A 13,338-nucleotide genomic window follows, 5' to 3' on the forward strand; every position below is an offset into this window, starting at 1 on the left:
ATCGGGCCGGCGTCCGGCGAACAGGGTGATTCCGCGATCAGCGTGACAGACGTACGACGACGGTCGGGTGCAGCGACGCGTGGAACGCGTTCCCGCCCGTCTGGGGCACCTGCTCGCATCCCTGCAGCTGCCCGCCTTCGTGGAGGGCCGCTATTTCGACGTGCTCGCGTTGCGGCCCGTACGGAACTGGCGCACGTCCACCAGCCTGTCGGGGCACGCGGATCTCTTCCAGGACGGGAATCACCTGCGGTGCGTCCCCCCACTGGCCGGGCGTGATGAGAACCCGAGCGGGCGGCGCCCACCTTCTCCGGCGAGGTGGATCTTGCTAGTGAGCCCGCCTCGCGAGCGTCCCAGGGCTTCATCGGAGCGGTGACGTGCCGGGCTCCTGCGGCGGCCCGGGATCTTTGGGGGACGGGTGGAGGCGCCGGCTGCGTGCTGGTGAGCGCGGCAGGTCGTGGAATCGGCGCTGACCATGCTCCAGTCGATCCGGCCCTCTGCATCGGCGTCGGCCTGGACGGCCCGCAGGATTCTCTCCCACGTGCCGTCCGCTGACCACCTTCTATGACGGTCGTGGACCGTCTTCCAGCTACCGAAGCAGGGAGGCAGGTCCCGCCAGGGGAGACCGGTCCGCTGCCGGAACAGAATCCCGTTGATCACACGACGGTGGCATTGCCGGCGTCCACCCCGCCCGTGATTCGTCGGCACGTGCGGCTCCAGCCGAGCCCACTCTTCATCCGAAAGATCTCCCCGCCCCATGTCCCACGGAACGAGCTCCCAGCAGGAGCGTCACACGACCCATCGGACAGCCCCTAGGCGGGCGACGTCGTCGGCCACCCCGGAGCCATGATCAGTCTCAGCCACTTTGCACCGTGGGTCAGGGATAGGACACCGGGGCCTCCTCGGGAGGCGGGCGGCGGTAGGACGCCGGGCGGGCAGGGGCGCGTATACGACGTCCGCGCGGCTGTCGCCTCCGCCCGGCCGTGAGTACCGTGCCCGCATGACTTTCAGCTCGTACGAGGAGTTCTGGCCGTACTACGTCGCGATGCACTCGCGCGCCGCCACCCGCTGGATCCATCTCACCGGCACGCTCACCGGTCTGGCCCTGACGGTCTACGGGGTGGCGCGCGGCCGCGGGCGCTACCTGGCCGCCCTTCCCCTGATCGGGTACGGGACGGCGTGGCCGGCGCACTTTCTGATCGAGGGGAACAACCCGGCCACCTTCGGGCATCCGGCGTGGTCGCTGCGCGGGGACGCGCAGATGATCGGGATGATGCTGGCCGGGCGGGACGGGGAGTTGGCGGAGATCGCCGGGAAGTGGCTTGCCGAGAACCCGTGCCAGGGCTGCCCGCCCGTGGCAGACTCCTGAGATTCCAGGTTCCTGACGATCCGTCAGGTCACTGATCAGGAAGGGGCATCGTGGCACGCACACGCACACCCGTCGTGAGCGGGTGGTTCACCGAGGAAGCGCCGGACGGCGGGGGCTTCCGGCTGCTCGGCACCCGATGCTCGGCCTGTACCGCGGTGTTCTTCCCCCGTGAGGACGCCTACTGCCGCAATCCGCACTGCCCCGACGGCGGCGAGCTCGCCGAGGTCCCCCTCTCCCCCCGCGGCCGGGTCTGGTCCTACACCGACGGACGCTACCGGCCGCCCGCGCCGTACGTCTGCGACCCGGCCGCGCCCTGGGATCCGTACACGCTGGTCGCCGTGGAGCTGGAGGCCGAGGGGATGGTGGTGCTGGGGCAGGCCGCACCCGGGGTGGGGGTGGCCGATCTCGCGGTCGGGATGGAGGTCGAGGTGGTGGGGGGCGTGCTGAACGAGGACGCCGACACCGCCTGGACCACCTGGCACTTCCGGCCGGTGGGAGGCGCCGAGTGAGCGCCGACATCGCGGTCCTCGGGGCGGGGATGCACCCCTGGGGGAAATGGGGCCGCAGTTTCGTGGAGTACGGGCGGACCGCGGCGCGCGCGGCGCTGGCCGACGCCGGGCTGGACTGGACGGACGTGCAGTCGATCGTCGGCGCCGACACCGTCCGCTCCGGCTACCCGGGATACGTCGCCGGGGCCACCTTCGCCCGGGCCCTGGGCTGGCAGGGCGCACGGGTGACCAGCGTGTACGCGGCCTGCGCGTCCGGCGCCCAGGCCATCGGTGCGGCCCGCGCGCAGATCCTGGCGGGCCTGGCCGACGTGGTCCTCGTGGTCGGCGCGGACGCGGCGCCCAAGGGGTTCTTCGCTCCGGCGGGCGGCGACCGGCCCGACGATCCGGACTGGCTGCGGTTCCGCGTGCTGGGCGCCACCAACCCGGCGTACTTCGCGCTCTACGCGCGGCGGCGGATGGCCCTGCACGGGGACACCCTGGAGGACTTCGCCCAGGTCAAGGTGAAGAACGCGGCGGCCGGGCTGCTCAATCCGCGGGCCCGCTACCGCAAGAAGGTCACCGCCGAGGAGGTCGCGGCCTCGGCGGTGGTCGCCGATCCGCTCCGGCTGCTCGACATCTGCGCCACCTCCGACGGGGGCGCGGCCCTGGTCCTCACCAGCATGGACTTCGCGCGGGCACGCGGGGTGGCCGACCCGGTGCGGATCCGGGCCGTCTCCACAGTGACGCCCACCTACCCGCGGACGGTGCTGGACCTGCCCGACATCGCCACCGACTCGTCGGTGGCGGTCGCGCCGGCCGCCGGGTCCTTCCGGTCCTCGATCGCGCGCGCCGCCTACGAGGAGGCGGGGCTCGGCCCGGACGACCTCTCGCTCGCCGAGGTGTACGACCTGTCCACCGCGCTCGAACTGGAGTGGTACGAGGACATCGGACTGTGCGGGGAGGGCGAGGGGGCGAAGCTCGTGCGGGAGGGAGCGACGGCTCTCGGCGGTCGTATCCCGGTCAACACCAGTGGCGGGCTGGCCTCCTTCGGGGAGGCGGTGCCGGCGCAGGCCATCGCGCAGGTCTGCGAGGTGACCTGGCAGTTGCGGGGTACGGCCGGGGACCGGCAGGTGCCCGGGGCGCGCGCCGGGATCACCGCGAACCAGGGGCTGTTCGGGCACGGGTCGGCCGTCGTCGCCGTGCGCTGAACAGCACGTGCTGTCCGAACGCTTGACGGCCCCCGGCGGCAGGTTCACACTCGCTCCACAGTCCCGCGCCGCGACCGGGACCCGGAGCCCCCGTGAGAGCAGCGGCCCGTACCCCAGTCGGCGGGGGTACGGGTCGCCTCCATGCCGGGCCGCCCGTGGGCACGTGCCCGGTGTCAGGTGCCGGGCCGCACGTACCCGGTCCGGTGCAACCGGTCTCGCGTACCCGGTGTCAGGCGCCCGCCGAGAGGCTGCGGCGCCGTTCGCGCGCCAGGGACATCGCGTGCTCCACGACCCCCACCAGCACGTCCTTCACCGACTCCCGGTCCCGTGCGTCGCACAGCAGCACCGGAACCCCGGGATCGAGGTCGAGCGCCGTCCGTACGGTCACCACGGGGTGCCGGTCGGCTCCGTCGAAGCAGTTGACCGCGACCACGAAGGGGATCGCGCGCCGTTCGAAGTAGTCGATGGCGGCGAAGCAGTCCGCGAGACGGCGGGTGTCTGCGAGGACGACCGCGCCGAGCGAACCCTGCGCCAACTCGTCCCACAGGAACCAGAACCGGTCCTGTCCGGGCGTGCCGAACAGGTACAGCACCAGGTCCTCGCGGAGCGTGATGCGTCCGAAGTCCATGGCCACGGTCGTGGTGCTCTTGCCCTCCACTCCCCCGGTGTCGTCGACACCGACGCCCGGCTCAGAGAGCCGTTCCTCGGTGCGCAGGGGTCTGATTTCGCTCACCGCACTCACCAGGGTGGTCTTGCCCACCCCGAAGCCGCCCGCGACCAGGATCTTCAAGGTCAGCGGTTCGACCGGCGACACCGCGTGCATGGCACCGGTGCGGCTAAAGCGCCCGAAGGCCATCGATCACCTCACGCAGAATGGATTCATCAGGTAGTTCTGCCGGGGGTACCGGCCTGGTCACATGGACCAGTTCCTCGTCGACCAGGTCGCCGATCAGGACGCGGACGACCCCGACCGCGAGGTCGAGATCGGCCGCGAGTTCGGCGACCGACTGCGGTCGGTCCCGGCACAGCCCGAGGATGTGGGCGTGTTCCGGGGAGAGGGTCATGTCCCAGACCGGATCGTCGGCCGCCGGTTCGGCGACGACGAGCGCGATCAGGTCGAGGCGGTGCTGGCCCGCGTGGCTGGTCCGGCCGCGGGTCATGGCGTAGGGACGGACGACGGGACCGGCGTCGTCGTCGAACCAGTGCGCGTGGTCGGGTTCCGGGTAGGGCGGGTCGTCGGGGAAGCCGACGGAAAGGTCGGCGGGGTGGTCCTGGCCTGAATCGCTCATGCCCTACGACTCACCCTCCGGCTGGCAGCCCGGTGCGCGGGGCGGTCGCCAGGTGGTCGCCGACGCGCTTGACCATCAGCGTCATCTCGTACGCCACCTGGCCGACGTCGGAATCGGCGTCGGCCAGGACGGCCAGGCAACTGCCGTCGCCCGCGGCCATGACGAAGAGGAACGCCTCGTCGAGCTCGACCACGGTCTGACGGACCCGGCCGGAGTCGAAGTGCCGTCCGACGCCCTTGGCCAGGCTGTGGAAACCGGAGGCGACCGCCGCCAGGTGCTCGCTGTCCTCGCGGGTCAGGTCCTTGGAGCTGCCGGTGGGCAGGCCGTCGCCGGAGAGGACCACCGCCTTGCGGATGGAGCCGACCCGGTCGACGAGCTCGTCGAGGAGCCAGTTGAGCGGGCCGGAGCCGCGGCCCCTGGTGTCGTTGCCGGTCTGCGGTGCGGTCATCGACCGTCCCCTTCGTTCTTGTTCGCGGGACCGCCGGCGGCGGATGTGCCTGCCTCGGTCTCGGACTTCTGCTTGGCGTGCTGGTTGCGGCCGGCCGTCCAGCCGCGCTGGAGTGCGGACATGCGCGTACGTACGTCTTCCGCGTCGCGGTCGGCCACCTGGTCGGGTGCGGCTTCGGCGGATGCGGCGGACGAGGCCTTCTTGAGCTGGGGTGCCAGGCTGGCCTGGCGAACCCGGCGGGGCAGCCCGCCGATGCCGGGGGCGGGTGCGGCGGCCCCGGCGTCGGAACCGGCCGCGGAGGCCGCGGAGGCCGCGGAGGCCGCGGAGGCCGCGGAGGCCGCGTCGGGCTGCGGGACCACGGACACCGGGCGGGGCTCCACCCTGCGGCCGTGTTCGGCGACCAGAGTCGGGGTGGGGCGGCGGCGCGGCAGCGGTACGGCGCCCTGGGTGCGGGAGCCGTCCTGGCGCGAGGCCTCGACGCGCTGGGTGTCGAGCCGGACCGGGCCGGTGGGGGTGAACGGCTCGCGGTCGCGGTCGCCGCCCTTGCGGGAGGCGCCCCGCTCCGCGTGCCGGTCGGTGTGCGGCCGGTCCGCCGGGCGCAGGCCGAGCAGGGCGCTGCGCGGGGTCCCGTTGGGCGGGGTCTCGTCGTCGAGGGTCGCCATGACCGGGCGGCCGGGGCCGCCGGTACGGTGCGTACGGGCCGTGGGGGCGTCGTCGAGCACCGAGGGGTCGTCCGGGCCGTCGAGGCGGTCCAGGCCGTTGAGACTGTTGAGGCCGCCGCCCGTGAGCGGGGCCTCCAGCTCGACCGGGCCGCGCAGTTCGCCGACGGGCAGCGTACGGCCCGAGGGCGCGCGCTCCATGACGGCGGGCGCGAGGCGCTCGGACGCGCCCCGGGCGAGGTGGCCGGCCTTCTCGGACCTGACGGGCTTGGCGGCGGCCCGGGCGCCGTCGAACCGCGCGCCCGCGCCATTGGTCTCGGGTGCCTCGGTCAGCAGGGCCACCGGGAGGAACAGCACCGCGGTGGTGCCCCCGTACGGGCTGGGCTGGAGGACCACCTTGACGTTGTGGCGCTGCGCGAGGCGGCTGACGACGAAGAGGCCGAGGCGGTCGGTGTCGGAGAGTTCGAACTCGGGGGTCTCGGCGAGCCGGAGGTTCGCGTCGAGCAGTGCCTCCGGTGTCATGCCGAGGCCGCGGTCGTGGATCTCCAGGGTGAAGCCGTTGGCGACGCGCTCGCCGTGCACCTGGACCGCGGTGTGCGGCGGCGAGAACACGGTGGCGTTCTCGAGGAGTTCGGCGATGAGGTGCGTGATGTCGGCGACGGCCGGGCCGACGATGCCCAGGCGGGTGAGCCGGCGGACCTCGATGCGCTCGTAGTCCTCGACCTCGGCGACGGCGGCCCGTACGACGTCCATCAGCTGGACGGGCTTTCGCCACTGGCGGGAGGGAGCGGCGCCGGACAGGATCACCAGGCCCTCGGCGTGGCGGCGCATGCGGGTGGTCATGTGGTCGAGGCGGAAGAGGTCGGCGAGCTCCTCGGTGTCCTCGGTCCGGCGTTCCATGGTGTCGAGGAGGGTCAGCTGGCGGTGCAGCAGCACCTGGTTGCGGCGGGCCAGGTTGACGAACACCTCGGAGACGCCGCGGCGCAGGTCGGCCTGCTTGACGGCGGCCTCGACGGCGGCGCGCTGGAGGGTGTTGAGGGCCTGGCCGACCTGGCCGACCTCGTCCTTCTCGTACTCGAGGTGCGGCGACTCGGTCTCCACGTCCACGTGCTCGCCCGCGGCGAGGCGGCGCATCACGCTGGGCAGCCGGACGCCGGAGGCCTCGTGGGCCTCCTTGCGGAGCCGGGAGAGGTCGCGGACCAGGTCGCGGCCGATCCGTACGGAGAGGATCAGGGAGACGATGAGGGCGAGGAAGCCGATGAGGCCGGCCGCGGCGGCCTGGACCATGACGCCCCTGGCGACGGGCTCGATGCGTTCCTGGTAGCGGTCACCGGCGGCCGTGTTCATGGCCGCGAGCTCGTCCAGGACCTTGGCCGCGGCCTCGTCCCACTGGGCGGCGGTGATGTTGCGCGGTTTGTTGACCGCGCCGCCGGCTATGAAGCGCTCCTCGGCGTCGCGCAGGGGCTTGGTCTCCGGGGCCTTCCAGTACTGCTCGAAGACCTCCCTGTCGCTGGCGGGGAGGGTCACGAGGTTGAACTCGTAGAGCAGGGTGCGGTTGGCTGCGAAGTCCGAGACGTGGCGGACGTCGGGAGCCGTGACGTTGCGCGCGGCGAGGGCGGAGGCGACGACGGCGTCCTCGCGGGAGAGCAGTTCGCGGGCGCGGCTGATGCCGATGAGGGCGCGGCCCTCCTTGTCCACCTCCACATTGTCCAGGCCGTGGAGGTTCATGAGGAAGTCGTAGCAGGGGTCGACCAGCCGGTTGTAGAGCTCCAGGGCCTGGGCCGGGTCCAGGGCGTTCTGGTCGACGGAGCGGCGCATGGTTCCGATGCCGTGGAAGGCGGCGACGATCGAGCGCAGGTGCTGGGCGCTCTGCGGGCTCAGCTCCTCCATGACCTTGGGGTCCCGGGCGCTGACGGTGATCGCCTCGACGGCCTCGTCGGTCTCGGCGCGGCGCTTGGTGAGTTCGGCCGTGGCGGAGGCCGCCCGGGGGTCGCCGAGGACGACGAGGGTCTGGCGCCGTTCCTTCTGGATGACGCGGGCGACGTCCTCGATCGGGTAACCGACCTTGTCGATGACGTAGGCGACGTCGAAGAGCTGGAGGGCTTCACGGCCGGTGATGACCGTGGTGAAGCCCCACAGTGCGGTCAGGGAGACGAGCGGCACAAGGAGCAACGCCACGATCTTCCGGCGGATGGACTTCCCGCGAAAGCGCATGGCCTCCCCAGCCTCCCCCAGGTCAACCCCGTTACCGGGGGTCAGTGTTCCGTCATTTAAACGGCGTGAGCCTACTACTGCTGCGGAGAAGCTTCGAAGGGGTGTCCGGACGTTTTCGGCCTGACCCCGGTACTAAGATCACCAGTTGTCCGACACTTCCGGTCAAGTGCGGCCCGATATGTGGCAGATGACACTTGGTGAGGCGTCGGTTCCCGCAACCCGATGGATGGCTGGAATTGTTCGTTCCGCGATCATCGCGGCTCGCGAAAGGATCCGCGATGCGGGAATCTCTCGGCACCGCCGAACGTCTCTCTGTTCGAGGGGGCACGTCGGATCCGATGTTGTGGGTAGACGTCATGGGTGGACGTGGTGAGCGGATGCGACGGCAAGGGCATGGCGGACCGCGCGGTGGGGAGTGAGCGGACCATGAGCAGGTACGAAGGCGGCGGCACTGGCACGGGTGCGGGTGCGGGAACAGGCACGACCGGGCGGGGACTGTGGGTGGAGGAGCCGGCCCGGCGGCGCCGGATGCCGGATCCGGTACGGACCTCGGCGGTGCGGGCGGTTTTGATCGTGGCCGTGACGCTGACCCAGGCGACGATCACGTTCTTTCTGACCCTGACCGAGTCGTGGCTGGCCCTCCCGATGGGGCTCGGCGCGATAGCGGCGACGATCGTGTCCACCTGGGGTGTGCTGGACGTGCTGATCACCCTGCAGATGTGGAACCAGCGGTACGGGGTCCTGTCGGAGCCGAGCAGCACGGCGCGCAGCCGCCGTGAGGCCCGGCGGGCCGCACGGGCGGCTCGGGCGGCCAGGAAGGCCGCGGCGGCCCGGGGGGCCGCCGCGGGTCGAATACCCCGCGAGGACGGCCCCCTGTCGGCCTTCGGCCGCTACTCCGCACGCTGACGCCCGCGGGCGGCTCGACCGCCGCGGGCGCCGGCTTCAGGAAACTCCGCTGCGGCGGAACATCCGGGTGGCCGTGATCTCGCCGTGGATGGTCTCCTCCTGCGGGGACTGCTGCGGCAGACCCGGGCGCAGGTGCTCCTCGACGCTGATGTACTTCAGCCCGGCCCGTAGGTCCGCGTCGTTGCGCAGGCGGATCACCAGCGGGAATTCGGCGAGCGCCGTGGTGTCGAACAGGCCGGTCGTGTACAGCAGTTGGACGCCGAGCGCGTCGGAGACGGCCCGCTGGAGCTCCAGCAGGTACGTGGCGTTCGCGCGGCCGATCGGGTTGTCGAGGAACAGCGTGCCCGCGTGCCGGTGCTTGTCGCGGCCGCGGTCGTTGCTGCGCAGCGCCGCCATCGTGCAGTAGAGCGCGATCGCGGCCGTCAGCAGCTGCCCGCCGGAGAACACGTCGCCCATCTGCCCCACCGGCACCCGCTCGGCGCGCAGCACCGCGTCCGGCTTGAGGATCTCCACCGAGATGCCCTTGGGCTCCAGCGCCGCCTGGACGCCCCTCAGCAGGAGGGACATGCCGTCGCGGCGGCCCTCACCGAAGGAGGCGCTGCTGTTCTTCTTCACGGCCGCGCGGGTCGCCTCGTCGATGACCTCGCCGAGCCGCTCGGTGAGTGTGGCCTGGTCGGGCTCCTCGAAGCGGATCCGCAGGAATTCCTGGCCCGACCATTCGCCGAGCCCCTCCGGGAGCTGGGAGAGCCGCTGCGCGGAGCGGAGCGTGGCCAGGGCCGTTTCGACGAGGCCGCGCAGCCGGTCGACGATGCTGTCGCGGTTGCGCTCCAGCTGCGCCAGTTCGTCGGTGAGGACGCGCAGCCGGGGCGCGAACGCGGCGGCCCAGGCCGCCGCGTGCTCCGGCAGGGCGGAGGCGGGCAGTTCACGGATCTGCTGGCGCGCGGGGGTGCGTACCTGCTCGTAGCGGGTCGCGTTGGCGTGCCGGACCAGGATGTCGCTCGCCTCGCGCACCGCGGACTCGGCGGCGGAGAGGTCGGCCGCGCAGCCGCGCAGGGATCGGCGGGCCTCGGTGGCCGACCGGCGGGCCTCCTCCAGGGTGCCGGGGTGGGGCACCGGCTCCTGCTCGTCGTCCTGGTGGGTGTGGTCGCGCAGCAGGTCCCGCAGGAGCGCGGCCGTCTCGTCGAAGCCGCCGGCGCCGTCCTCCGCGGTGCGGTGGGCGCGCAGCAGGTCCGCGTGGGCGGCCCGGGCGCTCTCCACGGCCGCGGTGTGGGCGGCGAGCCGGGCCGTGGCCGTGCGCAGCATGGTCTGGGCCGCTTCGACGTCCTCGGGGACGAGCTCCTCGGGGAGTTCGGTGTGCGCCTCCCCCTCGGCGGGGGCGTGCCGTTCGGCCTCGCCGCGCAGTCGGCCGAGCTGCTCGCTCGCGGTGGACGCGCGGGTCTCCAGCATCTGCACGAGGGCCTCGGCGCGGGCGGCCGCGGCCTGCCGGGAGGGACCGTCGGCACCGTCGGTGCCTTCGAGGAGCTGGGCGGCCCGGGTACGGACCTTGTTGGTGAGGCGGTCGAGTTCCGCCAGGGCGGCGCTCTCGTCACTCTCGGCACGGGCCTGTTCGGCGCGCAGGTCGGCGCCGACGCCGACCTTCTCGTAGAGCTGGGAGGCCGCACGGTAGGCCTCGCGCAGGTCGGGCAGCGGCGCGCGCGGGCCGTCGGCCTCGCCGTCGGCCAGCTGGTCGGGGGCGCCGGCGATCTCGGCGCGCTCGGCGCGCAGGGCGCGGGCGGTGCGGCGGGCGTCGTCGGCGGCGCGCTGGGCCGCGCGGCGGTCCTCGTCGGCGGCGCGGGCCCGGTCCAGGCACACCTCGGCGCGGGCCTCGGACTCGGCCGCGTCGTCGGCGAGCTCGCGGAGCCTGGCCTGCCAGCCCGCGCGCTCGCGCAGTCGGAAGGCGAGCCCCGCGAGGGCGTCGGCGACGCGGCGGGCGCGCTGGGCGGTGTCCTGGCGCTCCTCGCGGACGCGGGCCGCGTCGGCGGCGGCCTCGTCGGCCTCGGCGCGCACCGTACGGGCCTCCGCGAGCTCGGCGTCGGCCTCCTCGGCGAACATCCGGGCGGCGGCGGCCGCCTCCGCGAGCTCGGCGAGGCGGCCCGGCGGGCAGCCGGTGCGCCAGGAGACGAGGCAGGCGGCGAGCTCACGGTCGCCGCCGAGGCGGCCGGCGAGGTCGCGGATCTCGGTGTCGCGGGAGGCGGCGCGGGCACGCAGGGCCTGGCGCTCCTCGTCGGCGGCGTGCTCGTCGTGCATGGCCGGGTTCGGCGGTACGAGGAACACCCCGGAGTCGGCCTCGCCGCCGGTCGGCGGCAGCGGGGCCAGCAGGGCGGCGGCCGTACCGACGGCGACGGTGGAGCGGGGCAGCAGGGCGGCGCCGGAGAGGACCTCGCGGGCCCGGCCGTGCGTGTCGGGGTCGGTGATGACGACGCCGTCGACGAGCTCGGGGCGGGCGGCGAGGACGGCGGCGTGGTCGGCGGGGTCCACGGACTGGGCGAGGTAGCGCCAGCCGGGCAGCGCGGGAATGCCGTGCTCGCCGAGGTACTCGACGGTGGCGAGGACGTCCGGGCCGGGCGGCAGCAGGCCGCCGTCGCCGAGGGCTCCGAGGATGCGGGCGTCGTCGGCGGCGGCGGTGCGCAGCTCGAAGAGCTGGCGCTCCGCGGCCAAGACCCCGTCGGTGAGCAGGGTGCGCAGGTCGTCGGCGTTCCGGTCGAGGTCGTCGACGGTCAGGCCCTCGCCCCCGGCGGTTCCGGTGTGGCCGGGGGGCGCGGCGGCCGCTCCGGGGCGCCCGGCCGTGCCGGAGGCGGTGGCCGCGACCGCCGCGTCGGCCCGCGCACCCGCGCGCGGGTGCGGGAGGAAGGTGTCGGGGAGCGAAGGGAGGCCCAGCAGCTCCGCGAGGCGCGGGGCGGCGGCGAGCGAGGCCGCGGCCCGGTGCTCCGCGTCGTGGGCGGCCTCGGCCGCGTCGGCGGCGTCCGCCGCCCGGGCGGCGGTGAGTTCGGCGCGGGATTCCGCGGCGGCGGCCTCGCGGGCGGCCTCGGAGGCGGTGCGCGAGGCTTCCCGGGCCTCGTCCCAGGCGGCCACGGCGGTCTTCTCGGCGTCGGTGGCGGCGAGGGCCGCGCGGGCCGGGTCGGCGTCCGGGGCGGTGTCGTCGAGCCAGCCGGCGCGTACGGCCTCGGCGGTCTCCTGCTGGACCTCGGCCAGCCGTGCGCGCAGGTGCTCGGCCTCGCTGCGGGCCCGCTGGGCGGCCGTGGCCGCGGCGGTGGCGTCGCGGTGGGCGGCCTCGCCAGTGGCCTGGAGGGCGGCGGACCGCTCCTCCTCCTCGTTGGCGAGCCGCTCGCCGTGCTCGGCGGCGGTGTGCAGGGCGCGGACGAGTTCTCCGGCGGCCGTGGCGCGGGCGGCCAGTGCCGGGGCGGCGTCCCGCTCGGCATCCAGGATCGCGGCGGCGACGCGGGCGGAGCGGTCGGCGGCGGCGCGGTGGCGCAGCACGTTCTCGGCGGCCTGCCAGGCGGAGTGCAGCGTGCGGGCTTCGAGGAGTTCGCGGCGCTGGGCTGCGGCGGCCTTGTCGGCGACGGTCAGCGCCAGCGAGGCGTGCCGGTAGGCGAGTTCGGCGGAGACGGCGGCGCTGCGGGTGCGGGCGGACTCGGCGGCGGTGACCTGGTGGGCGGCGTCGGTGACCTGCTGGGCGAGGTCGGCGGCCCGGCCGCGTTCCTCGGCGGCGCGGGCGGACAGCCGCCGGGCGAGGGTGCGCGTACGGCGTTCCGCGCCCGCGTGGACGTCGCGCAGCCGGGAGCGGGCCCCGGCGGCCTCGACGATGCGGGTGAGCAGGTCCACCGAGCCGGCGGTGAAGTCCCGTTCGGCCATCAGCTCGGCGCGGCGGCCGAGCTTGTTGCCGAAGCCGTGGACGAGGTCGGCGAGTCCGTCCGTGTCGCGGGTGTCGGTGACGGCGCGCAGCAGGAGGTCGGTGAAGTCGGAGTCCTTCTTGACCGCGAAGAGGCCGGCGGCCTCGCCCTCGTCGGCGTTCATCTCGCGCTGGTAGCGGAAGAGTTCGGGGTCGAGGCCCAGGTCGGTGAGGTGTTCGTTCCAGCGGTCGTGGATCTCCTCGAAGTACACCTCCAGGTGCGGGTACAGCTTGCCGGCCTCGGTGAGGGCGTCGCGGAAGCCCTTCATCGTGCGGCGCCGGCCCTGGGCCCCGGAGGCGCCTTCGGCGGGCGGGCGTACGGAGGTGGCCTCGGCGACGGGCAGGCTGTCGAGGCTCAGGCCCGGGCCGGGCCGGAAGGAGTACCAGGCCTCGGCGAACTTGCGCGGGTCGTTGGAGACCTGGCGGCCGCGCCATTCGCTGACCTTGCCGACGACCAGGCACTCGCCGGTCTGGGTGTGCTGCCACTCCAGGGCGACGTGACCGCAGTCGTCGGCGAGCAGGAACTTGCGCAGGACGCCGGAGCTGGCGCCGCCGAGGGTGTTGCGGTGGCCCGGGAGCATCACCGAGAAGATCAGCTTGAGGAGGACGGACTTGCCGCCGCCGTTCTCCAGGAAGAGCACACCGGCGGGCGCGGGGCGGCGCGGCGGTCCGGTGGGCTCGTCCTCGAAGAACTCCGCCTGCGTCGGCGCCGGGTGGGGCACCGGTTCGCCGACTCCGCGCAGGTCGAGCACGGTGTCGGCGTAGCGCGCACCGGCGGGCCCGATGGAGTAGAGGCGGATCCGGGACAGCTCGTACATGGCGGCGGACTCTC

9 protein-coding genes and 2 pseudogenes are annotated in these 13,338 nt (G+C 73.8%); 5 read left to right on the forward strand and 6 right to left on the reverse strand.

Annotated elements, in window-relative coordinates; genetic code table 11:
* Positions 1-70: 70 nt before the first annotated feature.
* A pseudogene (locus ACIQZO_RS14200) lies at positions 71-181 on the forward strand (transcriptional regulator); the annotation flags it as partial.
* Between the two features lie 12 nt (positions 182-193).
* Here ACIQZO_RS14200 and ACIQZO_RS14205 read toward each other — a convergent pair.
* Positions 194-756, reverse strand: a pseudogene (locus ACIQZO_RS14205) (IS5 family transposase); the annotation flags it as partial.
* 241 nt (positions 757-997) lie between these two features.
* On the opposite strand from ACIQZO_RS14205, the gene ACIQZO_RS14210 reads away from it, so the two are divergent.
* From ACIQZO_RS14210 to ACIQZO_RS14220, 3 genes are read left to right on the forward strand one after another with little or no spacing between them, the layout of a single operon-like run.
* The gene (locus ACIQZO_RS14210; RefSeq protein WP_403625113.1) at positions 998-1,366 is read left to right on the forward strand and encodes an Mpo1-like protein; all 369 of its coding nucleotides are present in this window, start codon (positions 998-1,000) and stop codon (positions 1,364-1,366) included.
* A 50-nt stretch (positions 1,367-1,416) separates the two neighbouring features.
* Positions 1,417-1,875, forward strand: coding sequence for a Zn-ribbon domain-containing OB-fold protein (locus ACIQZO_RS14215; protein WP_403625116.1), 459 nt, complete (start codon positions 1,417-1,419; stop codon positions 1,873-1,875).
* On the forward strand, positions 1,872-3,062 hold the full coding sequence (locus ACIQZO_RS14220) for a lipid-transfer protein (protein ID WP_403625118.1): 1,191 nt from the start codon (positions 1,872-1,874) through the stop codon (positions 3,060-3,062). The genes ACIQZO_RS14215 and ACIQZO_RS14220 overlap by 4 nt, the downstream gene beginning before the upstream one ends.
* A 229-nt stretch (positions 3,063-3,291) precedes the next feature.
* Here the strand turns inward: ACIQZO_RS14220 and ACIQZO_RS14225 are convergent, their stop codons facing one another.
* The 4 genes from ACIQZO_RS14225 to ACIQZO_RS14240 are packed head-to-tail and all read right to left on the reverse strand — an operon-like array spanning position 3,292 to position 7,672.
* Positions 3,292-3,918: an ATP/GTP-binding protein gene (locus tag ACIQZO_RS14225; RefSeq protein WP_030016310.1), complete on the reverse strand. Its 627-nt coding sequence runs from the start codon at positions 3,916-3,918 to the stop codon at positions 3,292-3,294.
* Positions 3,899-4,351 (reverse strand): DUF742 domain-containing protein, encoded by a 453-nt coding sequence (locus ACIQZO_RS14230; protein WP_403625121.1) that lies wholly within the window; start codon positions 4,349-4,351, stop codon positions 3,899-3,901. The genes ACIQZO_RS14225 and ACIQZO_RS14230 overlap by 20 nt, the downstream gene beginning before the upstream one ends.
* 10 nt (positions 4,352-4,361) lie before the next feature.
* Positions 4,362-4,799 carry a roadblock/LC7 domain-containing protein gene (locus ACIQZO_RS14235; protein WP_030016314.1) on the reverse strand — a complete coding sequence of 146 codons (438 nt, stop codon included), beginning with the start codon at positions 4,797-4,799 and terminating at the stop codon, positions 4,362-4,364.
* Positions 4,796-7,672 (reverse strand): nitrate- and nitrite sensing domain-containing protein, encoded by a 2,877-nt coding sequence (locus ACIQZO_RS14240; RefSeq protein WP_403625124.1) that lies wholly within the window; start codon positions 7,670-7,672, stop codon positions 4,796-4,798. The genes ACIQZO_RS14235 and ACIQZO_RS14240 overlap by 4 nt, the downstream gene beginning before the upstream one ends.
* 426 nt (positions 7,673-8,098) lie before the next feature.
* On the opposite strand from ACIQZO_RS14240, the gene ACIQZO_RS14245 reads away from it, so the two are divergent.
* On the forward strand, positions 8,099-8,578 hold the full coding sequence (locus tag ACIQZO_RS14245) for a hypothetical protein (RefSeq protein ID WP_403625127.1): 480 nt from the start codon (positions 8,099-8,101) through the stop codon (positions 8,576-8,578).
* 36 nt (positions 8,579-8,614) lie between these two features.
* Here ACIQZO_RS14245 and ACIQZO_RS14250 read toward each other — a convergent pair whose 3' ends face one another.
* Positions 8,615-13,324, reverse strand: coding sequence for a hypothetical protein (locus ACIQZO_RS14250; protein ID WP_403625130.1), 4,710 nt, complete (start codon positions 13,322-13,324; stop codon positions 8,615-8,617).
* Positions 13,325-13,338 lie beyond the last annotated feature (14 nt).

Origin of the sequence: Streptomyces sp. NPDC097617 (assembly GCF_044761485.1) — a bacterium.
Lineage (GTDB): Bacteria > Actinomycetota > Actinomycetes > Streptomycetales > Streptomycetaceae > Streptomyces.

Bases quoted from the DNA above. Each gene is read 5' to 3' on its own strand.
- ACIQZO_RS14230 (WP_403625121.1), bottom strand. From the start codon at position 4,351: ATGAGCGATTCAGGCCAGGACCACCCCGCCGACCTTTCCGTCGGCTTC.
- ACIQZO_RS14240 (WP_403625124.1), bottom strand. From the start codon at position 7,672: ATGCGCTTTCGCGGGAAGTCCATCCGCCGGAAGATCGTGGCGTTGCTC.
- ACIQZO_RS14225 (WP_030016310.1), bottom strand. From the start codon at position 3,918: ATGGCCTTCGGGCGCTTTAGCCGCACCGGTGCCATGCACGCGGTGTCG.
- ACIQZO_RS14210 (WP_403625113.1), top strand. From the start codon at position 998: ATGACTTTCAGCTCGTACGAGGAGTTCTGGCCGTACTACGTCGCGATG.
- ACIQZO_RS14245 (WP_403625127.1), top strand. From the start codon at position 8,099: ATGAGCAGGTACGAAGGCGGCGGCACTGGCACGGGTGCGGGTGCGGGA.
- ACIQZO_RS14250 (WP_403625130.1), bottom strand. From the start codon at position 13,324: ATGTACGAGCTGTCCCGGATCCGCCTCTACTCCATCGGGCCCGCCGGT.
- ACIQZO_RS14235 (WP_030016314.1), bottom strand. From the start codon at position 4,799: ATGACCGCACCGCAGACCGGCAACGACACCAGGGGCCGCGGCTCCGGC.